The sequence below is a fragment of the Mesorhizobium sp. M1006 genome (assembly GCF_040318825.1).
Lineage (GTDB): Bacteria > Pseudomonadota > Alphaproteobacteria > Rhizobiales > Rhizobiaceae > Mesorhizobium.
Genome location: NZ_JAMYMZ010000058.1, coordinates 1 through 23,145 on the forward strand (window position 1 = coordinate 1; position 23,145 = coordinate 23,145).

Below are 23,145 nucleotides of genomic sequence, written 5' to 3' on the forward strand. Positions count from 1 at the left end.
GCCTGATCAGACCAGATACCGTTCCCGATTCGAAGGCCATCCGTCGAAAGCGCTCGCGTCAACGTGCAGCGAAAATAGCGCTTACGCCGAAACCAGGACCGTCTCGTCATCCTGGGACAAGTCCGCCGGGTGCCTGATGACAGGGCGGGCGGCGACCGGCGTTGAGGCGGCGTGAGTCGGACACAGGCATTCGCGCGGAACTGCAGGAACCAGGCTCCTGATGCAAAGGGAGAAGCTCAAGCGGGCCAAACCGCAAGGCGAGAGTACCGATGCAGGAGACTGGGGCGGATCGGCCCGTATGAGCGTTGAGGCCCTGTAATGGGGCCGGAGCAAAGGGGCCGGATCAGGTGGTCGTATTGTTTGGAACAACTGGAAACAGGATGACTTCAGAAGATACGACAGACAAGCCGTTTCGAATTGCGAAACGACAAGTGTACGAAGCTTACAAAGCGGTCAAAGCCAACCAGGGCGCAGCCGGGGTGGACGGGCAGACCCTGGAGATGTTCGAGAAGGACCTTGCAGGAAACCTCTACAAGGTCTGGAATCGGATGTCCTCAGGGACGTACTTCCCACCGCCGGTTCGCGCTGTCTCCATTCCGAAGAAGAGTGGGGGCGAAAGGGTTTTGGGTGTGCCCACCGTCAGCGATCGGATCGCACAGATGGTGGTCAAGCAGATGATTGAGCCGGATTTGGATATCCTCTTTCTTCCAGACTCCTACGGCTACAGGCCGGGAAAATCGGCTCTGGATGCAGTTGGCGTCACGCGTCAGCGATGCTGGAAGCATGACTGGGTTCTGGAATTCGACGTCAAAGGGCTGTTTGACAATCTTCCGCACGATCTCCTGCTGAAGGCGGTCAGAAAGCACGTCACATGCAAGTGGGCTCTGCTCTACATCGAAAGATGGCTGGCAGCGCCGATGGAGAAGAACGGGGAAGTCGTCGAGCGCACACGCGGTACCCCGCAAGGGGGCGTTGTCAGCCCGATCTTGTCGAATCTCTTCATGCACTATGCTTTTGATCTGTGGATGACCCGGACGCATCCTGACCTTCCATGGTGTCGATATGCGGACGATGGCCTTGTGCATTGCCGGAATGAGCAGCAGGCAGAAGCCCTCAAGGCGGAGCTTGGTGCTCGACTGGCAGCATGCGGGCTTCAAATGCATCCGACAAAGACCAAGATCGTCTATTGCAAAGACCAAAGGCGCAGGGGGGAATACCCGAATGTGTTCGACTTCCTCGGGTATCAGTTCCGGCCGCGACGCGTGGCGAACACACGGCGAGATGAGTTCTTCTGTGGTTACACGCCTGCGGCCAGCCCAACGGCAATGAAGTCGATGCGGGCCACGATCAAAAGCTTGAACATCCCGCGGCAGACGCCGGGGACGCTGGCTGAAATCGCCCAACAGCTCAATCCACTCCTTCGCGGATGGATAGCCTATTATGGCCGCTACAGCCGTTCGGCCCTGTCCACTCTGGCTGATTACGTCAACCGGAAGCTCAGGGCGTGGATCATGCGGAAGTTCAAGCGCTTTCAGTCCCATAAGACGCGTGCCAGCCTCTTCGTGAGAAAGCTGGCGCGGGAAAATCCAGGACTGTTTGTGCACTGGAAGGCGTTCGGAACGAATACGTTTGCCTGATGGGAGCGGTGTGAATCGAGAGGTTCACGCACCGTTCTGCGAGAGGCCGGCAGGTGAAATCCCTCCGGCCTACTCACCCCGGGCTGTCTACCAAGATGGCTCGCCTGCGCGGAAGAGCGCCGCGCGGCGGACGCTGCCGGGCAGGCGTGCCGCACGGCCACTGGAAGACCACGACCTTCACCGGCGCGCTCAGGCTGACCGGAATGACCGCGCCCTTCGTCTACGACGGCGCCATGAACGGGGTCGTGTTCCTCGCCTATGTCAAGCAGGTGCTGGCGCCAACCCTGGCGCCAGGCGACGTCGTCGTCATGGACAATTTGCCGGCGCACAAGTCCGGGGGCGTGCGCGAGGCGATCGAAGCCGCCGGTGCAAGGCTGATGTTCCTCCCGCCCTACAGTCCCGACTTCAACCCCATCGAAAACGCCTTCGCAAAGCTCAAGGCGCTCCTGCGGGCGAGGGCCGAGCGGACAATCGCGGCCCTATGGGACACCGTCGGCGCGCTCGTCGACCTTTTTACGCCAACAGAATGCGCAAACTACTTCAAGGCCGCAGGCTATGAACCGGATTAAACCGGACGTGCTCTAGTTCAGGAGTTAATTAGCGAGTAGCAAAAAGCCCCAACTAAGTGGGGCTTTTTTTATAAAGTGTCCGGTTCTGTGTTCTGCGGGGGGAGCGCGCCTTTCCCGATGTGCTGACCGTTAAAGCGTTAAAGAGAAACTTGGTTCAGCATCGCCGAAATCTGCGAGCGCGTTGGCGCGCCCCACCAGTCGCACAGATTGAGGTAGGCGAGATCGCTTGCGCTGTCACCGAATCCGATCGCTGGCCTATCTCCAGACTCGGAGCGGATTTTCTTCAAGAGGAACTCTACTGCCCGGCGCTTTGAAACCGGCGGGGGAATGAGCGCGAAGTTGTTTCCGTTGTGATGCCGTATCCATCCCGCATCGTCGAACTCAATTTTCAGTTCCGCCAGCCTCTTGCCATCCCCGTCGTTTTCTTTGAACACGGCGTATGTCGCTATACCCATTTCTTCAACGATCCACGAACGAACCGAGAGTTTGCCGGCTTCGGCCCCTCGCCGACCTATCTCAAGTACTTTGTTCAGTACCTCTCTGTGAGGGAGCAGTTCCTCAGCAATTACATCGTGCCATTCCTTCAGATGCCCGCCGTCCGGGTTAAGGATGACGGCGCCGTTGGCAACAATCGCATAGCTGTTGAACGCGATCTTGACGTTTCCATAGGCTGTCGTGCCACGCGCCGTGACGGGAATGACTTGTGACGTATTTAGCAGCCAATCGGTCATGGCAACCTGCCGCGGGGTCATCAAGGAATGATTTCCGTTCGAGGAGATCGCAGCTAGAGCCAGCTTGTCCTCGCTACCTTTCGGACACTTTGCGGGCGTCTGAAATAATGTGTCATCCAGATCGGTAAAGACGATTGGCTGCATGGAATGATCTGCGGATTTGACGGGTTGATCAGGCATTGCACTCGATCCGCCACACGTATTTGGAGTTCGTTTTCGTCAACTCGGAAAGATCCCGGGCAGATGACTTTGGTTTTGCGTTCACATCTATACCAACCGCTTCCATCAGAGCGACGGCCAACCCTGTTCTGATCGCAAAATTGACATTCTGTCCGCTGACAAGAGTTGCGTTCACAACGCCGATCAGCAAGCCGGATGAATCGAACACCGGTCCCCCACTCGATCCAGGTTGAATCGGTGCGGAAATTTGGATTAGCCGAGAATCTTCTCCCGGACCGAGCAGCCCAGAGACCAGGCCCTGCGAAACCTGCGGTCCCGACCCCAACAGGCCGGAAAGCGGATATCCGAGCGTTACTGCAAATTCGCCGAGAATTGGACCGACTTCGCGGAAGAAGAGCTCCGATCCGCCAAAGGACTGGTCAAGTCTGATAAGAGCAAGATCATTCATCTCATCTACTATCACGGGCTCAGCGTTAGTCTTACCGAGAAATCCACTCACCTGAATTTCCGAGGCTTTCTCGACGACATGTCCGTTTGTAATCAAATAGCGGTCGCCCACCAAAAAACCGGAACCGGTCCAATCGGCTTTGCGGCCACGGGATCCGCCATGCTCGGGTTGCGTACGGGTGTCAATTGGTGTCTCATTCTTTCGTCTGTCGACGATTGAAACACCGATACGTCGACCAAGTTCTTCGATACCTTCGAAGACGCCGTCCCGTTTCGAACGGACCCTCCAAACGTCATTCCTGCGGTACAATTCTCCAAAAACAATGCTGGAAACCGCAAGGTCGGCGTTATCGACGTCGACCACAAAGCCATTGATCGTGATTCTGACGTCTGAGAGGCCCTTGAGTGTCACCGATCCGGCGCTCGAATAAAGTACAAGCAGAAGGCGGTCAGTTAATGCATCGAGGACTGAAAGATCAATTCGAAAATCGAGGCCGGATGTGGCACCTGGCGCATAGGGCTGGGGAGCATCCTGGAGCGGCAGCCATGGCATATCCTTGCGTGAGATCGGCACAACAGCGATGGCGTGATTGACGAAGCCGCCACCGTGACAAAGTAGACTGATCTTGACCTCCGTTGCGTCGATTGATGCATTTTCGCCTGGGACGAGAACGTTGCTCATGCGGCTTGGACTCTCTTCAGGCGGGCCGTCATTTCAGGAAGTTTGATCGTTGTGTCGATCCGGCGGACAGCAACAGGACTATTTAGGACCGGCGGCTGGACCCTTTCACCGAGCATCATCATCGCGCAGTCATGGGGAAGATTAATCCCGGCGGCCGCAGAGAAGCCAACTCCTCCACTGGGCCGAGTGTTGACTTCCAAGACATTTGGAATTCCCGAAGCATCTGCCTTCGTCTGAATGTTCACGAGACCGTCGAGGCCGATGATTTGCGCTACAGCCTGGGCGATATCGAGTTCCGGCCCGCCCGTAAAGACGATTTGATGGCCTTCAAATTTTTGGCGCACAGCATGAGACACGATGCGACCGTTGTCACAGACGGCATCCACGCTGCTTTCGATCCCCGAAAGATAGGCCATCACAATTTGTTTGCTGGGATTTTCAGCCTTCCCAAATGCATCAATGTACATGTCAGGATCGACGACGTTGGGCTCCAATTTCGAAAACAGATCAAACGGACTAACACCGCGCCGGAACTTCCAGAAGCCCCGTCCATAAACACCGACGACAGGCTTTATGCAGACCTCTCGTGATATTTGCTCGATGTCCACAATTGCCTCGCGAAGTTCCTCTGCGCTGGTCACAGAAATTGTTTCGGCAACGGGGATACCGTTCGCTTTGACTAGATCAGTGAACGCGTCTTTGTGATCGCAGAGATCGATTGCATTCGAAGCCACAGCGCCGGCCGCCAAACGAATACCTTGCGAATCGAATTGATCACGAAGCTTCAGAAGAGCACGGCGCTGACGCATCGCGAGCAGGCCCACGAAGCCCTTTTCTGCGGCCGTATTAAGCGCCCATTCTGCATAGTCAAAATCTTCTTCCGACATTCCTGACGGTTCAATGAAGTATCCATCCGATTCGAGAAATATATCCTCACGGAATTCCTTGTGCGAGACTGTTACATTAACAGAACCGCCGAGGCCGCCGGATCTCATAAGAGAAGCAACATCGCGTTGACTTGAATGTGCGTGATTTAACCAGATATGACGGAGCATGATTCAACGCTTCTTGACTCGCGATGCAATTGTATTGCTGATGCTTCAGGATTCAGCGCCTCCCCAGTTCTCGCCGCCGTGTAAACTACCCGACGCGAATCCGGATTCGCCTTCTCTCCCGTCATGTATTGCCCGAGACGCGACAGTCTTCAAGGAGGTCATCGCTTTTGGCAGATTAAGGAGGGGTCCAAGATCCAGCACCGGTTGAAACCACCGCTTCCCAGTGTTGACGTCGCCCTCCAAAACATCGATCGCGTTAAGTTGCACGCGATCGAATGGGCGATCCGAAGCCGGCCTGGCTAAATATTTATTTTTCCTCGCAAATTCATGGCTCGCTTTCCGGGAAACTGACTTGACAACCAATGGGCAAAACCTATCGTGCCACAACCTCGCGTGCAACGGACTTTCCATCCATAAAAAGGGACATACATGGCGATCTCGCTATCGAAAGGGCAAACCGTTGACTTGAGCAAGAAGGCACCGGGCCTTTCACACCTCCACGTAGGCTTGGGATGGGACCCGATCAAAAAGAAAGGCTTCTTCGGTTTCGGAAAAGGAAGCGATTCTATCGATCTCGACGCCTCCATTCTGGTTTTCGATGGCAGCAAGAATGTAATCGACACCGTTTGGTTTCAGCAGAAGAAGTCCAAAGATGGATCTATCCTCCATTCCGGGGACAATCTTACAGGCGAAGGTGATGGAGACGACGAGGTGATCCGCGTTGACCTGAATAAATTAACTCCAGCCGCCCAGCACCTAGTCGTTACAGTGAACTCTTTCCGCGGACAGACTTTCGATGAAGTCGACAATGCATTTTGTCGGCTTGTCGATGAATCGTCCGACGCCGAACTTTTTCGTTACGAGCTGAACGAAAAGGGACGCCACACAGGCGTCATTATGGCCCTGATATCCCGCCAAGGAGGTGCTTGGTCAGCCAAAGCGATCGGCGAACCTGGCCGCGGCAAAACGGTTGCCGACATGGTGACGAGCGCTCAGTCCTTGATCTGACGTTTAGGCAGCATCAAGGGTTCTGAGTGTTCTTTAGGGGGTGGGGATGAGTACGCTAATAAAGGGGGGCAACGCTCCTGTTATCGGGCAAAGCTTTGATGTTTCGGTCCGGTGGAAGCTCGCAACGAAAGCTGTTGAGGAGATCGACGTATCTGTTTTTGTGCTGAAAGCCAGCCGAAAAGTCGGCAGCGACCGGGACATGATCTTCTACGGACAGCGGCATACTGGCGATGGATCCGTTCGCCTAAGTGAAACAAATCGCCCAACGTCCAATGGTTTCGAAGAAGCGCTGTTTGCCTTCGATCTCTCGCGTCTTGCAGCCGACGTCGAATTCATTGCCATCACCGCAACGATCCCGGAAGCGAGAGCCAAGAAACTTTCGTTTGCGCAAGTCAGTTCGCTGGACATCAGCGTTGCAAACGCCGGCATCACGCAGGCAAGCTTTGACGTCCCTGTTGCGGGAATGACGGAAGCGGCGCTGGTGCTTGGCGAACTATACCGCCGCAACGGACAATGGAAATTCCGGGCGGCGGGCCAAGGCTTTAACGGCGGGCTGAAGCCGCTGGCTGAAAGCTTCGGCGTTGAGGTCGCTGACGATCCGGAGCCGTCCGCCCCTTCCCAACCACAACCTCCCCGGTCATCGCCTTCCGTCCCTCGTGTTCAGCCACATCCGACTCCCCAGGTCGCGCAAACCACTCCCGCTGCGGCTCCGATCAGCTTGTCAAAGGTGACGCTCACGAAGGCTGCGCCTTCGATCAGTTTGGCGAAGAAAGCGTCGGGTTTCGGCGAGATCCGGGTCAATCTGAACTGGAACAAAAAGCAGAAGGGCGGGTTTTTCGGTGGTTCCCGTAACGTCGATCTCGATCTTGCCTGCCTATTTGAGTTCAAGGACGGTCACAAAGGCGTCGTTCAGGCCCTCGGAAAGGTGTTCGGCGACTTTGACAACAAGCCCTATATCCGCCTGTCGGCCGACGACCGCACGGGTGACAGCGCCGATGGCGAATGGATGCGAGTCAATGGTCGCAACTGGAACGAGATAAAGCGGGTTCTGATCTACACATTTATCTACGACGGCGTCGCCAACTGGGCGGAGACCGATGGCCTGATCACAGTGTACGTCCCGGACAGCCCTCCCATCGAGGTCAAACTGGATGAAGGTGCCTCGAGCAAACGGACCTGCGCTATCGCCTTGCTGGAGAACGACAATGGCGGGATCAAGGTCAACCGGGTGGTCAAATATTATTCTGACGTTTCGAAAGCCGATCAGGATTTTGACTGGGGCCTACGCTGGGTCGCGGGTTCAAAATAAAAAACGGGAGTCCCAATGCTTGACTGGCTGAAAACGAATGCAGGTGCTGCGAAAAAGCGGCTTCAGGACGAAGTGTCCAAGTTCAAGAACCGTGAGTTCATGGAAGCTGTCGTAGCGGGATGCGCGCTGGTCGCAAGTGCTGATGGCAATATCTCCTCAGAGGAGAAGCAGAAGATGATCGCCTTCATGCAGAATTCCGACGAACTGAAAGTCTTTATGATTGATGACGTGATTTCGTTCTTTAACGAAGTTGTGAGCAAGTTCGATTTCGATCATCAGCTTGGCAAGATCGAAGCGCTCAAGGTTACTGGAAAACTTCGTTCGAAGCCGGATGCGGCACGCACTATGGTTCGAGTCTGTTGCGTGATCGGCTCATCGGACGGGAACTTCGACGAGAAGGAACACCAGATCGTGCGGGAAATCTGCACCGACGTCGGTCTGCTGCCGGCAGATTTCGGCCTTTAAATTGATCCCGTTTCGGGAATGGCACCCGAAGCAAGTTGTTCGGCTTGGAAACGATCGAGGCACGCGCCAAGTTCGGAGAAAGGAAAAAGAGAAATATGATCAGTTTGTCAAAGGGGCAGAACGTTAGCCTCAGCAAGTCCGATCCAGGCTTGAAGAAGATTATTATCGGGTTGGGATGGGATCCTCGCGCAACGGACGGCGTCGAATTCGACCTTGATGCATCTCTGTTTTTGCTCGGACAATCCGGCAAAGTCCGCAATGAGCGCGATTTTATTTTCTATAATCAGACCAAATCGGTTGACGGGGCGGTCGAGCATACAGGGGACAACCGTTCCGGTCAGGGCGACGGCGATGACGAGCAGATGAAGGTCAACGTGGTCGCAATCAGCGCAGATATCGAAAAGCTGGCCGTCGCTGTCACTATTCACGATGCAGCAAGCCGCGGCCAGAATTTCGGCCAGGTCGACAACGCATTTATCCGCATTGTCAACGAAGAGACCAATAATGAAATCGTTCGCTTCGATTTGACTGAAGATTATTCGACTGAAACAGCGATGATCTTTGGCGAGGTGTATCGGCACAGCGGCGAATGGAAGTTCCGTGCCGTCGGTCAAGGCTATGGAGGCGGTTTGCAGGCTGTTTGCGCCCAGTATGGCGTCAGTGCGTCCTAAACTTAACTAACTCTCTTGGAAGGAGATCCAACATGGCAGTTTCACTTACTAAAGGCAGCAACGTTTCCCTCTCGAAAGAAGCTCCCGGCCTCACCAACGCAATAGTCGGCCTCGGCTGGGACCCAAGGGCCACGGACGGCGCGGAATTCGATCTTGACGCCAGCGTTTTCATCGTTGGTGAAAGCGGCAAAGTCCGCAATGACAGCGACTTTGTTTTCTACAACAACAAACTCGGTGCAGACGGCTCGATCGAACACACGGGCGACAACCGTTCAGGTGCGGGCGAAGGCGACGACGAACAGGTAAAAATCGACCTCAAAAAGGTTCCGGCTGACGTAAAGCGCCTTGTATTTGCCGTAACCATTCATGATGCCGATGCCCGCAAGCAAAATTTTGGCCAAGTTGGAAACGCATTTATGCGCGTCATCAATGCGTCCGGAGAAGTCGAGATCGCCCGCTACGACCTGTCTGAAGACTACTCAATAGAAACGGCTTTGATCTTCGGTGAAGTTTACAGAAACGGCGAAGAGTGGAAATTTAAGGCTGTAGGGCAGGGTTTCGCTGGCGGCCTTGCCGCTCTTGCTAAAGAACACGGCGTTAATCTTGGTTGATTTGTCATAAGGGGGGACGGGATCGCCCCCCTCTCTGACGCCAGTCTCCGGGTATTTTGTTCCGCATAGAGACCTGCGAGAGAAATCGGGACAATTTCGCACCTCGGAGGAATTCATGTCTAGGCGGCACTTTAACCGCAATTCGCTTATGGGAATCCTTGTGACGTCTGCGGTGGCAGGTGTGGGATTGAGCTTCGGCCGGGATGTTTACCGAAAGACGCGCAACAATTTCGTCTTTTTGCTGCTGGCTGCAATTGCCTTCGCAGGAACCTCATATGGCGTTTGGAATATGGTGCGGGGTCACGATCGCGGCCCCATCGCCACAACATTCAGAACTTACATCTTGAACGGACTCATTATCCTGGTGAGTGTCGTCATGTTTGCTCTGTTTGCAAATGTCGTTTCCGGTGATGCGAATCCGGCGAATGTCTCCCGTTTCATCATTCTAGGCGAAGCAGCCTTCGTCGGGCTCGGATTATTGATTGGGCTCAAACATCGCCACAAGCGGTTACGGGCGTTCGCGATTGACCGTCACAACGAGGGGTTTCTCGAGCGGGAAGGCTTTCGCGATGTGGGTGGACGTGACCAAGTCATGATTGATCCCTCAGGAAACGAGTTGACACTCGATGACTTCCGGGCGGATGCGGTCACGTTCAAGGTCTTAGGCCGCCGCGGAGCACGCGCGCGCATCCTGTTGGATAACGATGGGCGCATGGTTGAATATGTTCCCGCATGAACCTGACGAGCAGATTTAAGTGATCTGGGTCCGAGGTATAAACTACATAGCAGAGGTAAACCTTGTGACCTTTTTCAAAGTGGTTGTCTTCGCAGCTCTGCTCGTCACCGCTGGCGCAGGGCACACTTCCGATAACCATCAGGTGAGAGTTGTCGACGGAGACACACTGGAACTTGGGGGCGTAAAGTATCGTCTTCATGGCATCGATGCGCCCGAGGCGGGCCAATTATGCAGAACGGCGAACCGGGGAACCTGGCCTTGCGGTCAGGAGGCCATCAAAACACTTCAGATGATGGTGCGTAGCCATGCTTTGACGTGCGACAATCGCGGGTATGACAAGTACGGACGGACCTTAGCTGTATGTTCGATTGCCGGAACTGACATCAATGCCGCAATGATCAACAAAGGAATGGCTTGGTCGTTCAAGCGGTATTCCCACGATTACGATGAAATCGAGGCGGCGGCCAAAGCCAACCTGGTCGGAATCTGGCAAGCAGACACGGAGACCCCATGGGATTACCGCGCACACCGCTGGCAGATCGCCAAACAGGACGCTCCTGCCGGATGCAGCATCAAGGGTAATATCTCCAACAAGGGCGAGCCCATCTATCACATGCCTTGGTCCAAGGGCTATGCAAGGACACGCATCAACGAAAAGAAGGGCGAACGTTGGTTTTGCACTGAGGCCGAAGCCATCGCAGCCGGATGGCGAGCGCCTTGGGGCGACTGATGTCAGTCTCCATTACACGCCGATTTCGGCCTGTTCGCTTATGCCGTATATCCTGGCCCTGTCGAGTATTCTCTGGGCCCACGTTCTATGCGTACTCGGCTCGCACATCGAACCGCCATATTTGAAGACCGCTTCGGCATCCGTCGCCAATATCCTCACCGAAGCGTCGTAGTCCATGCGGTCAGGGCGAAACCCGAGTTGGATGCGGTGTATCTGTGACGGATGGATGGCCGTCTTGCCGACAAAACCGAACGACACGTCCTTGTCCACTTCCTTCTGAAGAAGCCCGCTATCGTCAATGATTTCAAAGACCGGAGAAGTCAGCGAAAACCCTGATGAGCCCATTACGCTCATCAGCATCGAAACCACGTAGAAAAGCGGACCTTCGTAAAGTGTCTCTCTCGGCGTGCGGCGGACGCCAAGACATGACATCAGGTCGTTGCCACCGACGCGAAGCGCGATGATGCGGTCGGGGGCGTGGGAAAGCAGTTCGCTCTTAAGTTCTGCGACGGAAATGGCGTCGAACATTTCCGACGTTTCCAATGTAGGCATCAGAAGCAGATCGGTCCCTCTTATGGAGTGAACCCACTTTTCGACGTCACCGTTTCGCACTTTGGGCGCAACGAAGCCATCAATGTTATGGATGCCGGCCATCTGAGCAATCCGCTGAGCCATTTCAATATGACGCGGACGAATAAAAAGCATCGGGAAATTCCGCCTACTGCTATCCCGCTTCACGTCTCCGATCTGGAGAAGGGTCCTTTCCAGGATGTCCATTCCCACGAGGACGTCACTTTCGAGGAGCGCGTCTTCGAGACATAGGACCAACGACCTGAGTTCCGGAAGTTTTTCTCCAGAAATGTAAGCAAGCGCGTCATGTTTGAGAATCGGCATGTAAAGCGTCGCGCCCAGATCAAAAGGCGATCTATTTTTCAGCAATTTTTGAAACCTTCTGGATCAGGGTGATGGCGCGATAAGGATGGATTTTTTCTGGAACGACTTTGAAGGGGACATTCTTCTCCCGGATCAAATGCAGCAGTGCTGCCGGTTCGGCGTCATCAATGGACGACAGGAATACCATTTGAGGCATACGGCGCAGAATTGCCCTCGTAGCTTCCGCAATTCCCGGTTTGATCCGGTTTAAATTCTCAACTTCGAATTCTGCAGCAACTCGATTGATTGCCTCCCGCGATTGTCTTTGATGGCTGGAGCGCTCGTCATCTGTCCATTGCGCAGGACCAATATTCCGGTCCAGCGCGATAACGGTATGTGTCCATACTTGGTCGACGAAAGCAGCTGAGATATCGTGCGCCTCCAAATGGTCCCATCGGACGGTGCCATGAAAGTCTTCCGGACCGGTGACGTTTTCGTTGAGGATCGAACGGCTGATCAACCCGGAGACGGTGCTTCCGAGTATTCCCGACGGAATGAGCCAGTCTTCTCCCGACGCCGCAAGCCACGCCCGGCCACATGGATCCGCCAGAACAACCAGCTTCGGTGCCACTGCAGAAAATGAGCGGAAGCTCTCTTCCAACTCGGTGGAAATAGCGCCTTTTCCGGTCCAGCCATCAACGAACAGCAATCCTTCAATGGGCCTGCGATCAAGGATGTGGCGCATCGCGTTGCCGTCGATTCCGCGGTCTCGAATAATCGAAATACCAAAGTGTTCGACGTCCCGGCCTATGCGGGACAAAGCACGCTTGAGGAGAACGCCCAAGGGTACCCCAGCCCGAACGAGACTCGCCAAAGTGATTGGCCCGTCGATACGATTGGAGATAGACCGCGCGAGAGCTGCCACCTCGCGTCCCATTCTCGCAGCGCCAGCGGACATCGCTTCATCGAATATCGCCATGTAGCCGGGTTCTGGCGCGCTTTCGAACGAAATCATTTCCGAATAGTGGCGTTGGCCGGACTGTATTGCTGCTTCCTTCGATGCGACGTCGATTGCCTCCATATTTACGAGCTTCAAAAGAAACGTGATGTCCGCACTGTGGTACGTGCCCGAAATGAATTTACTTTGCGTCTTCAACACAGTCCTCCCTACTCCGCCACCTGCATGACCGGTAGGCTTAAGTACCTGCGGACTTCACGCTCTGGCGTATGACTGCAACACTGGATGAATGATGGATGATGATCGAGGTTCGAGAGGAATAACTACCGAGCAATTACCACGTTTGGCTGCTCCAGGGCTTGCATGAGTATAGGACTAATCTCCGATTCATTCGTCTCGGAACAGAGGAGGATTCTTGCGTATTCTGACGGATCGACATTGTAGAGATAATTCAATACCTGTCCCCCGTAATTGTCCTCAAATGTGAATTTTTTCAAAATGGCATGCCCCAATGAAATCGGCGATCGGGTCACGGATGAGTAGTGGACGTCAGCTCCTTCCATCTCCAATTTTTCTGCAAGCAAGAACGGCTGCCAAACATTTTCTCCTGTGCCGAGAACCAGCGTAGCGCCCGAGGCTGCCGCCTCACCCTCCAGTTGAAGAAGGTGCCGGGAGACGCCCAACCGAGCCCAGTCGAGAGCCTTGTCGGGCGAAATGACTTTGCCACTTTTTATCTCAACAGACGGCGCTTCCGGTGCGTTGATGTTCAAACCGTTTGCATCCCAGCGATACCGCCCGGACAGGATCGACGCGTGTTTCACGTTGCCTGCGATCATCTGTTCGGTAGCACCATCTGACCAATCCGTGAGGGTGACGAGTACCGTATTGCGATTGTTCGCCCTGATGCTGGCAGGCAGAGCTGCGAACAGATTGCCGAACGTTTTTCCGCTCGAAGCTTCGTCATCAACCAATACAAGCGTCCGGGCATTCTCGACCATCGAGACTAGGCCGGGCATGAGCGGCCGGTGTACGAGATGTCCCGTGGCGTGACTGTGCTCTTCCTGGAACTCGCAGATCAGGGGCAAACCAAGTGGGTGTCTGGTAGTGCAAATGTAAACCGTATCGTCCCGGTCATTTTGTTCTGAGTATTGCTGGTGCACGCCCGCACCCAGCCCGACAGCAGTTTCGGCCATTCCTATGAAGAGGATTGGCCCTTCGAGATCGGGTGAAATTTGGTCGGCCAGAAATTTGTACGTCTTTCGCATCATCGAAGGCCGCACGGGAATGTGACGTCCAAGCACCTTGGAAACGAACAGGAAGGACCGCTTGGGATTGATGCGCTCCGCGAACCCGAACATCGTATCGGGAGGCATCAGGCTGCGGTCGATTTCAACCGATATAGTTCCACGGGTGAGTTCGGCAGAAAGCGGTTGTTTAATGGCGTTGTCCAAAATGTCCCACCCGAGTCGCTGATAGCTGATTTGGTTCATTTCCTAACATGCATTGGGCTAATAAAAGCGTGGTCGCCAGTAAAAATTGTAATAGTTTTGTGAAGTGAGTGCCCAACAGAAAAATGAGCATCAGACCGGACGCCTGCGTTCTGGAGAAAACAACGATGACGAGAAGTGGAGCGGAGAACGTGCTGCCGTTTTCCAACCTCAGCGTTTGAAGAGTAGGCGCAGGTTCAGCATGAATGAGTGTCGGACCCGAAATGAAGTTCGGTGATATCAATGACTGTGATTCAGTCGGTGTTGCGAAGCATCGACGGAGCGCCACATGTGGACCGATACAAACGGTAAGCAACATGCCTGGGAAGGGCCGCGGTATTCAAGCGATTTGACGGACACGGAATGGGCGGTTCTGGAGCCGCATATCCCTCACGACTTGGCCGGCCGCCCAAATGGTGGCGGCGGGCGATCATAAATGGGCTGCTCTACATCCTGCGTAGCGGGTTGCCGCGGCGAATGCTGGATCGAGATTTCCCGCCGATTACGACGGTGCAGCGCTGTTTCTATGCTTGGCGCGACAGCGGCCTTTGGAGCACGATCAATCACCTGCTGCTCATGGCCGTGCGCCTGCGTTGCGCGGACAATGCTTGAGCTTAGCGAAGAGTTGCTCGATGGAGGGTTCAGGTCCGGCGAGTATTTCGGCAGGAAGAACAGCCTGGCATAGGCCGACCGGATGGCGCTGCGCCTGAAGCGGATGTGCTCACCATCGCCGGGTACAATGTCCGGACCCGATCGTGGAGAACACTGCAAAGGCTCCGCTAGATGGGGTCGATGACCATTCCACCAACGTCCAGGCCATCGCACGCCAGATCTATCTGAAAGGGTGGCGCGGCTACTTCACTTCGGCATTTGCGAAACCCCGTCGGTGTTGAGTCGCCTCGACCGATGGATCAGGCGCAGGCTTCGATCCATCGCGTGGAAGCAATGGAAGCACGGACGTACCCGCTTTGCGGAGTTGCGCCGCCGTGGCGTCGGGCACGATCTGGCGGCACAAACCGCCGGCAGCGCGCACGGGCCCCGGCGGATCAGCAACAGTCCCGCGCTCGCCATTGCCTTGCCGAACGCATTCCTCTCTGGCCTCGGCCTTGCTTGCCTTGCCCCGCCAAGGCCGCATAACCAACCGAACCGCCCTGTACGGACCCGTATGCAAGGTGGTGTGGGATGGGAGGAACCGCAAGGCTCCCCCCTATCCCGATTGGCGCGGATCCGGTCGGAAAAGTTCGGCGCTCGCGAAATTTTGGAACCGTTCTTTGTCGAAACAGTCCGAGGTTCTTGGCGCCCTCCCTCGCCAATGGAAGCCTCTTGCCCGGACATGCGGTAGTCACAGGGTCCGAGCGATCGGCGAAGAAGACACAGAACGCTTCCGCGACTATCCCTCGCTCGGCCGGGGCAACTTTCGACGGACAGCGTTCAATGTTGCCTGCTACTATGTGGAGAGCGCCAAAGGCCGCGATTATCGTTGCATTTCCAGAAATATCCGCGTGCGAAATCGCGCCGCATAATCAACTCTCGATCCAGGCTCTGTCCCGACGACCCAGCGTGAACGACGTCGCGTGGCGTTTGCGCCCGCCGGACGCATATGCACATCCCCTGTGTTCAGCGATTCCTGCGAACTGAAGCGCTACGGCCGCATTGAAGCCTTTTCATATTCTGCGCAGACTATGCCGATGGCAGCTGCGCCCTCCAGAACGAAACGATTGCCGGAAATCAAGCTGCGACCTTCTTGCGGGTCCGCTTCGCCGGCGCCGGCTCCGGCGCTTCCGGCTCTTTCGGTTTGCGGCCGAGCCCCATCGTCTTGGCCAATGCCGAGCGCGCCGCGGCGTAATTCGGCGCGACCATGGGATAATCCGCCGGCAGGCCCCATTTCGCGCGATATCCATCCGGCGTCAGCCCATAGTGGGTCGACAGATGGCGCTTTAGTGATTTGAATTTCTTCCCGTCTTCAAGGGAGATGATGTAGTCCGGTGTCACCGACTTCCTGATCGGGACTGCAGGCTTAAGGACCCCCGGCTCTTTTGCAGAGACACCTTCCGCCGTCCCTTTCAGAGCCGCGTGCACTTGGCCGATGAGGGCAGGGAGATCCCCCACCGGGATCGGATTGTTGGAGACATAGGCGGAGACGACATCGGCGGTGAGCTCGATGAGGTTGTCGATGTTATTGTCGGCTTCTTCTGTCATGAAACTCTCCAGGCGGCGTGAAACACAGTCAGCGAAGGGTTGCTTCATAGTGGCGGTTGTCGCTGAAAGCAAATACAGCCCGGCAGGACTATCGCGATGCTCGTCGGCACCGAGGACCATAGCGCTGCATCCGCCGTCGTGCGCGCGTTGTTGCTCAGTGTCGGCTGCCTCTTGACTGGGGCGGAGCTTGGTTTTTGGCATCCCGATCCACTTCGTGCGAATTGCAAAACGCAAGCGCCGAAGATGTTTCGCGACGCCCATGAAGTGTCGACCTCGATATTCCGCAGCTCGCGAAGTCCCCGCATCATGAATATCATGGCCCTTTTCTTTATCAGGCGTTCGGCTGTCGCGGGAAGGCCAACCAATCGCGATGCGATCCATCTCGGTTATTGCAAGTCCGTGTCCATGCTGCTCGACACCTTTGTTGGCGACCGTGCCGCGGTGCTTGGCGCATATTCAGGCATGACGGCAGCCTGCTGCAACGCGCGTCTCGGTCGTAAGCTTTGGGTCGAACTTGTCAGTGATCTCGAAACCGGGCGGTTTCTGTTTCGTCATCCTTTCTTTGAGAATGTGAAATTGATCGCCGAGCAGTCCGCCTGAAGCCGATGTGCAGCCGGACGGTCTTGAGCTTTTTGCAATTCATTCTTAACCTGGAGTTGAATTGCCCAGAAGGTGCTGTCGTCTCGAGCGGGCACTTGCGGATGATGATCGAAATGTCGTCTGGGGGACGATGTTTCCATTCGCTTAGGTAGCTCGTCGAAACAAAATTGCCGATTACTTGTTTCCGGAGTCCGATGTCGTGATGATATACCCAGACGTTGAACCAGGTCTTAAAGACGAAGTCCCCTGGTCCGACAGCCTGACCGCCTACGACAAGGAGCACTTCACGACCTATCTGAGGTTCTTGGATGCATCCGCTGACAATGCGAGCTATGAGGAGATGGCGCAGGTCATCCTCGGCATCGATCCGGTGCAAGAACCAGAGCGCGCCCGGAAAGCCGCGCGAAGCCATCTCGATCGGGCGAACTGGATCGTGACGACCGGTTACAGGGAATTGTTCGCCGGATGAGGGAGAACGGGCGGCAATACCCTGCTCTTGTCAGCAGCAGACGTGATCACATCGTCCGCCACAAGAGCGGTATGGCAGCCGGGGCTGCGGGGAACTCAGTTCAAATTGGAAGATCTCGGTTGGCTCGACCGCCGGATCGAGCGAGCTTCGGGTAAACGAGTTTCGGAGGCGACCCGACAGGGTGCATGACACCCTCTTGGTCTGGCTCGCCGCTGTCGTAGGTCCGTTCAACGCATTCGCTGACGAAAGGATCGAGGACGCAGACAACTCGGATGGCAAGGTGTCGCGCATGCCGATCCAGTTCTTCCTGCCCCGCTATCCCGACGTCTGCCTGGATACGAACTGAGTGGCCGGATCGTGAACTTGGTGGACGAAGGTTCGACCTTACCCTTCGCGCGATGGCGCGCCGTGGCCCAATGCCAGGCTGGTTTACATCGCTCCGCGCGGTTTAGCTTAATGAAGCTGTTTGAAAGGAGCCGAACCCAACAAGCTCACGATGATCCGTATGCGCCGTGATGATAGATCAGCGCCGGGCCGGGCTCTCCGCTCACTACCTGCCGGACGCTGCCGAGGATCAGCGCGTGGCTGTGGCGAATAATAGTATCCTCAACCGTGCAGTCGACCGCGGCAAGCGCCTCGTCGAGTGCTAGTGCACCAGTTGCAAGACTGGACCAGCCAGCGCCCTCGTAGCGCGCCGACCCCTTCAGGCCACCGCGCCCGGCAAAGCGGTCGGCAATCGCGATCTGGTCGGCACGCAGCACATTCACGCAGAAATGCCGATGCCGGCTGATGGCTGCCCAGGTAGACGAGTTCAGGTTGATGCTGACAACCATCACTTCTGGTTCGACCGATAGCGAATGGGCGGTGGTAACGGTTGCGCCCGTCCGTTCGTCGCCAACACCTGCGGTGACTACGGAGACAGCTCCGGCCAGGTGTCGCATCGCAAATTTCAGAGGAATCCGGGTATCAACCAGGGGGACGCGTTCGATCAGTGTCATCTGGATAGCCTCATCGTGTTTGCAGCTTCACGACGCCTTGCGACGCAACGCCGTTTGGTATCCCAACCATTGGTGAATTTCGGTGGCGATGCGCTCGGCATGGGCGGTGACTTCAGGGATGCCCATCAGCTCGCCGACGCTGCCGCGCGCCAGTGGCCCGCTGACGAAAATATTGTCGGTCGGATTGCCTGACGCGCTGACCGCGCGGCCCTGCCTGTCGGTCTCCAGACCGAGACCGGTCGGGTCAAGACGGACCAAGCCCAGATGTCCAAGGGTGGCAATCGCCGTGTTGGTGCGAAGAATATCGGCGTGCGCCGGCCCAGTCGTCACGATCACGCTGTGGAACGCTTCGACGATGAGGTTGTGTTGGCGCCGTGGCCGCTGCGTGACGCGAATACGCCCATCGGCTTCTTCGGCCTTGACAATCGACGCGGCGCGATAAGCGAGCGTGCCCTCGGCAAGGCGGCGATCCAGCACGGCCGCGACCTGTGGCGCGATGCGGAAGCGATGCACGTCCCAGAGCGCGCGAAGATGGCGCACCACGCGGCGCTGCTCGGCGAGCGGCAAGGCCTGCCAGATCAACTGCCCCTGACGCCGGACAGCGTCGAGGACGGGATACCAGACTTCACCTTGTTGCGTCACTGCCGCGATCGTAGCGCGGATGTGCCTGAGCAGCACCGTGGCGCTGCGCGAAGGCCGGCTCGTGAAGTCGCCGACCGGGTCGCCCTGCATCGCTGCCTGCACATGCGAGCGATAGCCATGGCGCGACAGTGCCGTGATGCGGCCGCGATGTCCCCTGTGATCGAGCGTGGCGATGACGTCCGCCGAGGTCAGCCCGGTGCCGACGATGAGAACATGGTCATCGCGGCCGATCGCCTGCAGTCGTTCGAGATCGTAGGGATTGGCCACCAACCCGGCGACGGCGGCCACACTGCGCAGCGGCGCCGGCACTGCCGGCAATGGATGCGTAGCCGCGATCACCACAGCATCGGCCGCAAGCGTTGCGCCATCGGACAGGACGAGCCGGTAGCCCTCGCCATTGCGCTCGACCGAAGCAACTTCGGCCCTGACATGGCGGATCGCTTTGCTCTGCAGGAAGGGCTGCAGGTGGGATTCGACATAGCGGCCGAAGACCCGACGCTGCGGGTAGATCGCGCCGCTGGCGACGACCGCCTCCATGTCGTCCAGAATTGCGCCGGTCTGCTCCAGCCAGTCGGAAAAATGGCCGGCCTCAGCGGAGATCAGCGTCATCCTCGACGCCCGCACGTTGATGCGGTGCGAAGGATCGGCCGTGGAATAGGCCAATCCGTGGCCGAGCGCCTCGCGCGGTTCGACGACAACGATATCGGCCGTGCCGGTCGGCAAAAGCCGCGCCAGGTGAAAGGCGGTTGCGGCACCGGAAAAGCCGCCACCGATAATGGCAACCGCCGGTTTGCTGACCATGTGGGAAGCGCTCAAGACTGGCTCGCGCGCAGCGCCGATGGTCGATGATCGCCGGCCACGGTTTCGCCGAACGGTCCCATGTTCACAGTCGTCGGCCGAGTCGAGATTTCATGATCGAGCGGCAGCAGCGGCAGCACCAATTCGCCGAAGCGATAGGCTTCCTCCAGATGCGGATAACCGGAGAGGATGAAGGTATCGATGCCAATACGCCGGTATTCGTCGATCCGTTCCGCCACCGTGGCCGCATCGCCGACCAGAGCGGTGCCGGCGCCGCCGCGCACCAGGCCGACACCGGCCCACAGATTCGGACTGATTTCGAGTTTGTCGCGACGGCCGCCATGCAGCCGGCTCATGCGCGACTGGCCGACCGAATCCATGCGCGCGAAAACCTTCTGCGCCTCGGCGATCGTCTTGTCGTCCAGGCGGCTGATCAGGCGGTCGGCATCGGCCCAGGCTTCGTCATTGGTTTCGCGAACGATGACATGCAGCCTGATGCCGAAGCTCACTTGGCGTCCGGCCTTCTCGGCAAGGCCGCGCACATGGTCGACCTTGGCGGCGACGTCGGCCGGCGGTTCGCCCCAGGTCAGATATTTGTCGATCTGCTCGGCGGCGACCGCATTGGCTGCCTCCGACGAGCCGCCGAAATAGAGCGGAGGATGCGGCGTCTGCACAGGCGGGAACAGCAGCCTGCCATCCTCGATGCGGAAATGCTTGCCTTCGAAAGCGACGGTCTCGCCCCGCAGCACGGCCTTGTAGATATCGAGGAACTCCCGCGTCACCTCATAGCGCTCGTCATGGCTGAGGAAGATGCCGTCGCCCTTGTTCTCGACCGGGTCGCCGCCGGTGACGACGTTGATCAACAGGCGCCCACCGGAAATGCGGTCGAGCGTCGAGGTCATGCGCGCGGCGAGCGTCGGCGATTGCAGCCCCGGCCTGACGGCAACAAGAAAGCGCAGCCGTTGCGTCAGCGGCGCCAGCGCCGACGCCACGACCCAGCTGTCCTCGCAGCTTCGCCCGGTCGGCAGCAGCGCGCCATAGTAGCCGATGGCGTCGGCTGCCTTGGCGACCTGGGTGAGATACGGCAGATCGACCGCCCTGCCCCCCTCGGAGGTGCCGAGATAGCGGCTGTCGCCATGGGTCGGGAGAAACCACAGAACCTTGATCCTGTCGGGGATGGCAGTGCTCATGAACAGTCCTTTGTGACTTTACGACGCCCGCGCTCAGCTCCAGGCATGCAACGGCGGATTGACGTCGTTCAGGTAATAGTTGCCGAGGATCGCGTATTTCCAGCGCACCGGATCGTGCAGCGTGTGGGTGCGGGCGTTGCGCCAATGCCGGTCGAGATTGTGCTCGGCCAATGTCGAGCGCGTGCCGGCGAGTTCGAACAGTTTGTTGGTGGCGTTGATGGCGATCTCGGTGGTGAGGATCTTGGATTCGGCAACCGCGATCTGCGCTTCCGCGACGGTCTTCTCGTTGGGGTCGAGCACAGCGCGATCGACCGCAAGGCCGGCCTTGTCCAGAACGGCCTCGGCCGCATTGGCCCGCAGGCGGAGGTCGCCGATAGCCTGGATCGTATAGGGATCCTGCCAGGCATGATCGACGCCGCTGTCGATCCACGCACGCGACTTAGTGCGCACGAAGTTGACGGTTTCGTCGATCGCTGCTTTGGCGATGCCGAGATCGACCGCGGCCTGGATGATCTGGAAGATGGCGCCGTCGGCCGTCGGCCTGTCATAGCCCTTGTAGCCGGGGACCAGATGGGTCTTCGGCACCTTGACATTCTCGAGCAGAACGGTGCCGGACAGTGTCGTCTTCTGGCCGAAGCTCGACCAGTCGTCGATGACAGTCAGTCCGGGCGCACCGCGGTCGGCGATGGCATACCAGGCGCGGCCTTCGTCATCGAGCGCCACGATCGGCACCAGATGGGCGAGCAGCGCGCCGCTCGAATAGAATTTCTGGCCATTGACGACGACGTGGTCGCCGGCGTCGACAAATTTGGTCTCGAAGTCCGCCGCCCGCTTGGAGCCGAATTCGGAGAACGCGTTGCCGAACCGCGTGCCGGACAGAACTTCGGCGAAGAGCAGCTTCTTCTGCGCTTCGTCCGAGACGGTGCGGATGGCTGCGACGACGCCGAGATGGTTCTGCGGAATCTGGCCGAGCGACGGATCGGCCGCCGAGATGATGCTGATCACCTTTGACAGCGTCACATAGGAGAGTTCCGGTCCGCCATAGGCCTTCGGCACGTTGATCGACCACAGGCCGCTCTGCGAAAACGCATCGAGCTCCTCCTTCGGCCAGATGCGCCCGCGGTCCCGCTTTGAAGCTTCCTTGGCGAACTCGGCGGCCAGTTTTTCGGCGACGGCGATCGCCTCGGCACCTGTCTTGATGACATGCGCCTTGGCTGAGGGGCGTTCGACCGGAGGCACGGCGACACGCGCGTCGGACGGCTGCTTGGATTGGACGGTCATGCTGCGGTCTCCTGGGGAAAATGTTGCGATGGAAGCGGCGCGCCGCCGAGATAGTAGGTCTTGATGTCGTCGCGCTGGCGCAGGTCGGCAGCCGATCCTTCCAGCACGTTTTTTCCGTTTTCGAGCACGGTGGCGCGGTCGGCATATTTCAGCGCCACTGCCGAATTCTGCTCGGCGACAAGGATCGAAAGACCTTCGTCCCGATTGAGCCGCTTCAAAGCGCTAAAAATCTCGTCGACGATCAGCGGCGCCAGCCCCATCGAAGGCTCGTCCAGCACGAACAGTTTCGGCCGCGATATCAGGCCCCGGCCAATCGCCGTCATCTGCTGCTCGCCGCCGGAGGTGAGGCCGGACCGGGTTCGTCGCTTCTGGGTAAGCCTGGGGAAAAGCGCATAGGCTCGGTCGAGGTCGGCCTTGACGCCGGTGCGGGAGGACGAACGCCCGAGCGCGCCGGTCAGAAGGTTCTCCTCGACCGTTAGCGAGCGGAAACAGTGCCGTCCCTCGAGAACCTGGACCAGGCCGCGGCGGACGAGGTGCGAGGGGCTTGCCCTCGAGACATCCTCGCCATCGAAGGTGATCCGACCGGCGGTAATGGCGCCGCGTTCGGCCGGGAGGAGATTGGATACGGCCCGCAACAGCGTTGTCTTGCCGGCGCCATTGGAGCCAAGCAGTGCGACGATCTCGCCTTTGCCGACCGACAGGTCGACGCCGTGAAGGGCGGCGATGGCGCCGTTGTAGACAGCCTCCACGCGGGTGACCGACAGGATCGGATATTGCGGGCTGGACATCGATGACTCCTCTGGGAAGCTGGGTGGCGCG

The 23,145-nt window shown here is 57.5% G+C and carries 24 protein-coding genes and 3 pseudogenes; 14 read left to right on the forward strand and 13 right to left on the reverse strand.

The genetic code is table 11. The features are described from left to right. The first annotated feature begins 380 nt into the window (after nt 1-380). Complete coding sequence (gene ltrA / locus NKH60_RS30415) at nt 381-1,637, forward strand: group II intron reverse transcriptase/maturase (RefSeq protein ID WP_352874480.1); 1,257 nt, start codon at nt 381-383, stop codon at nt 1,635-1,637. 86 nt (nt 1,638-1,723) lie between these two features. Further along, a pseudogene (locus NKH60_RS30420) lies at nt 1,724-2,206 on the forward strand (IS630 family transposase); the annotation flags it as partial. A gap of 137 nt (nt 2,207-2,343) precedes the next feature. Here the strand turns inward: NKH60_RS30420 and NKH60_RS30425 are convergent. Genes NKH60_RS30425 through NKH60_RS30435 form a run of 3 tightly spaced genes read right to left on the reverse strand, consistent with a single transcriptional unit; the run spans nt 2,344 to nt 5,301 of the window. Next, nucleotides 2,344-3,117 carry an HAD family hydrolase gene (locus NKH60_RS30425; RefSeq protein WP_352874481.1) on the reverse strand — a complete coding sequence of 258 codons (774 nt, stop codon included), beginning with the start codon at nt 3,115-3,117 and terminating at the stop codon, nt 2,344-2,346. After that, nucleotides 3,110-4,246, reverse strand: coding sequence for a trypsin-like peptidase domain-containing protein (locus NKH60_RS30430; RefSeq protein ID WP_352874482.1), 1,137 nt, complete (start codon nt 4,244-4,246; stop codon nt 3,110-3,112). The genes NKH60_RS30425 and NKH60_RS30430 overlap by 8 nt, the downstream gene beginning before the upstream one ends. Then, entirely contained in the window at nt 4,243-5,301 is a 1,059-nt protein-coding gene (locus NKH60_RS30435) for an ATP-grasp domain-containing protein (RefSeq protein ID WP_352874483.1), read from the reverse strand. Before NKH60_RS30435 ends, NKH60_RS30430 begins: the two co-directional genes overlap by 4 nt. Nucleotides 5,302-5,730: 429 nt before the next feature. Here NKH60_RS30435 and NKH60_RS30440 point away from each other — a divergent pair, with 429 nt between their 5' ends. The 7 genes from NKH60_RS30440 (at nt 5,731) to NKH60_RS30470 (ending at nt 10,831) form a co-directional block, all read left to right on the forward strand. After that, nucleotides 5,731-6,309 (forward strand): TerD family protein, encoded by a 579-nt coding sequence (locus NKH60_RS30440; RefSeq protein ID WP_352874484.1) that lies wholly within the window; start codon nt 5,731-5,733, stop codon nt 6,307-6,309. A gap of 46 nt (nt 6,310-6,355) precedes the next feature. Beyond that, complete coding sequence (locus NKH60_RS30445; protein ID WP_352874485.1) at nt 6,356-7,618, forward strand: TerD family protein; 1,263 nt, start codon at nt 6,356-6,358, stop codon at nt 7,616-7,618. A 15-nt stretch (nt 7,619-7,633) separates the two neighbouring features. After that, nucleotides 7,634-8,083, forward strand: a complete 450-nt coding sequence (locus NKH60_RS30450) for a tellurite resistance TerB family protein (RefSeq protein ID WP_352874486.1) — start codon at nt 7,634-7,636, stop codon at nt 8,081-8,083. A gap of 44 nt (nt 8,084-8,127) precedes the next feature. After that, a complete protein-coding gene (locus NKH60_RS30455; RefSeq protein WP_502897475.1) occupies nt 8,128-8,754 on the forward strand; it encodes a TerD family protein in 627 nt (208 codons plus the stop codon). A 32-nt stretch (nt 8,755-8,786) separates the two neighbouring features. Continuing rightward, nucleotides 8,787-9,365, forward strand: coding sequence for a TerD family protein (locus NKH60_RS30460; protein ID WP_352874487.1), 579 nt, complete (start codon nt 8,787-8,789; stop codon nt 9,363-9,365). 115 nt (nt 9,366-9,480) lie between these two features. Beyond that, nucleotides 9,481-10,101: a hypothetical protein gene (locus tag NKH60_RS30465; RefSeq protein ID WP_352874488.1), complete on the forward strand. Its 621-nt coding sequence runs from the start codon at nt 9,481-9,483 to the stop codon at nt 10,099-10,101. Nucleotides 10,102-10,165: 64 nt separating this feature from the next. Then, on the forward strand, nt 10,166-10,831 hold the full coding sequence (locus NKH60_RS30470) for a thermonuclease family protein (protein ID WP_352874490.1): 666 nt from the start codon (nt 10,166-10,168) through the stop codon (nt 10,829-10,831). Between the two features lie 12 nt (nt 10,832-10,843). Here the strand turns inward: NKH60_RS30470 and NKH60_RS30475 are convergent, their stop codons facing one another. The 3 genes from NKH60_RS30475 to NKH60_RS30485 all read right to left on the reverse strand — a co-directional run bounded on the left by NKH60_RS30475 (nt 10,844) and on the right by NKH60_RS30485 (nt 14,152). Further along, nucleotides 10,844-11,770, reverse strand: coding sequence for an HpcH/HpaI aldolase/citrate lyase family protein (locus tag NKH60_RS30475; protein WP_352874491.1), 927 nt, complete (start codon nt 11,768-11,770; stop codon nt 10,844-10,846). Continuing rightward, nucleotides 11,757-12,863, reverse strand: coding sequence for a cysteine protease StiP domain-containing protein (locus NKH60_RS30480; protein ID WP_502897474.1), 1,107 nt, complete (start codon nt 12,861-12,863; stop codon nt 11,757-11,759). The genes NKH60_RS30475 and NKH60_RS30480 overlap by 14 nt, the downstream gene beginning before the upstream one ends. Nucleotides 12,864-12,985: 122 nt before the next feature. After that, complete coding sequence (locus NKH60_RS30485) at nt 12,986-14,152, reverse strand: phosphoribosyltransferase domain-containing protein (protein ID WP_352874495.1); 1,167 nt, start codon at nt 14,150-14,152, stop codon at nt 12,986-12,988. 286 nt (nt 14,153-14,438) lie between these two features. On the opposite strand from NKH60_RS30485, the pseudogene NKH60_RS30490 reads away from it, so the two are divergent. Further along, nucleotides 14,439-14,758 (forward strand): annotated as a pseudogene (locus tag NKH60_RS30490) (transposase); the annotation flags it as partial. On the opposite strand, the pseudogene NKH60_RS30495 reads toward NKH60_RS30490, so the two are convergent. After that, nucleotides 14,730-14,854 (reverse strand): annotated as a pseudogene (locus tag NKH60_RS30495) (transposase); the annotation flags it as partial. The pseudogenes NKH60_RS30490 and NKH60_RS30495 overlap by 29 nt on opposite strands. A 181-nt stretch (nt 14,855-15,035) precedes the next feature. On the opposite strand from NKH60_RS30495, the gene NKH60_RS30500 reads away from it, so the two are divergent. Beyond that, nucleotides 15,036-15,491 (forward strand): hypothetical protein, encoded by a 456-nt coding sequence (locus tag NKH60_RS30500; RefSeq protein ID WP_352874497.1) that lies wholly within the window; start codon nt 15,036-15,038, stop codon nt 15,489-15,491. 386 nt (nt 15,492-15,877) lie between these two features. Here NKH60_RS30500 and NKH60_RS30505 read toward each other — a convergent pair whose 3' ends face one another. After that, complete coding sequence (locus tag NKH60_RS30505) at nt 15,878-16,348, reverse strand: Ros/MucR family transcriptional regulator (RefSeq protein ID WP_352874498.1); 471 nt, start codon at nt 16,346-16,348, stop codon at nt 15,878-15,880. Between the two features lie 96 nt (nt 16,349-16,444). Between NKH60_RS30505 and NKH60_RS30510 the strand changes: the two genes are divergently transcribed. The 3 genes from NKH60_RS30510 (at nt 16,445) to NKH60_RS30520 (ending at nt 17,763) form a co-directional block, all read left to right on the forward strand. Beyond that, on the forward strand, nt 16,445-16,948 hold the full coding sequence (locus NKH60_RS30510; protein ID WP_352874500.1) for a hypothetical protein: 504 nt from the start codon (nt 16,445-16,447) through the stop codon (nt 16,946-16,948). Between the two features lie 202 nt (nt 16,949-17,150). Further along, on the forward strand, nt 17,151-17,417 hold the full coding sequence (locus NKH60_RS30515; protein ID WP_352874518.1) for a DNA -binding domain-containing protein: 267 nt from the start codon (nt 17,151-17,153) through the stop codon (nt 17,415-17,417). Nucleotides 17,418-17,598: 181 nt separating this feature from the next. After that, nucleotides 17,599-17,763: a hypothetical protein gene (locus tag NKH60_RS30520; protein WP_352874501.1), complete on the forward strand. Its 165-nt coding sequence runs from the start codon at nt 17,599-17,601 to the stop codon at nt 17,761-17,763. 145 nt (nt 17,764-17,908) lie between these two features. Here the strand turns inward: NKH60_RS30520 and NKH60_RS30525 are convergent, their stop codons facing one another. The 5 genes from NKH60_RS30525 to NKH60_RS30545 are packed head-to-tail and all read right to left on the reverse strand — an operon-like array spanning nt 17,909 to nt 23,114. After that, nucleotides 17,909-18,415 carry a flavin reductase family protein gene (locus tag NKH60_RS30525; RefSeq protein ID WP_352874502.1) on the reverse strand — a complete coding sequence of 169 codons (507 nt, stop codon included), beginning with the start codon at nt 18,413-18,415 and terminating at the stop codon, nt 17,909-17,911. Between the two features lie 27 nt (nt 18,416-18,442). Next, nucleotides 18,443-19,873, reverse strand: coding sequence for an FAD/NAD(P)-binding protein (locus NKH60_RS30530; protein WP_352874503.1), 1,431 nt, complete (start codon nt 19,871-19,873; stop codon nt 18,443-18,445). Further along, nucleotides 19,870-21,045, reverse strand: coding sequence for an FMNH2-dependent alkanesulfonate monooxygenase (gene ssuD / locus NKH60_RS30535; protein WP_352874504.1), 1,176 nt, complete (start codon nt 21,043-21,045; stop codon nt 19,870-19,872). Before ssuD ends, NKH60_RS30530 begins: the two co-directional genes overlap by 4 nt. Before the next feature lie 33 nt (nt 21,046-21,078). Further along, on the reverse strand, nt 21,079-22,326 hold the full coding sequence (locus NKH60_RS30540) for an SfnB family sulfur acquisition oxidoreductase (RefSeq protein WP_352874505.1): 1,248 nt from the start codon (nt 22,324-22,326) through the stop codon (nt 21,079-21,081). Beyond that, on the reverse strand, nt 22,323-23,114 hold the full coding sequence (locus tag NKH60_RS30545; protein ID WP_352874506.1) for an ABC transporter ATP-binding protein: 792 nt from the start codon (nt 23,112-23,114) through the stop codon (nt 22,323-22,325). The genes NKH60_RS30540 and NKH60_RS30545 overlap by 4 nt, the downstream gene beginning before the upstream one ends. Nucleotides 23,115-23,145: the final 31 nt, after the last annotated feature.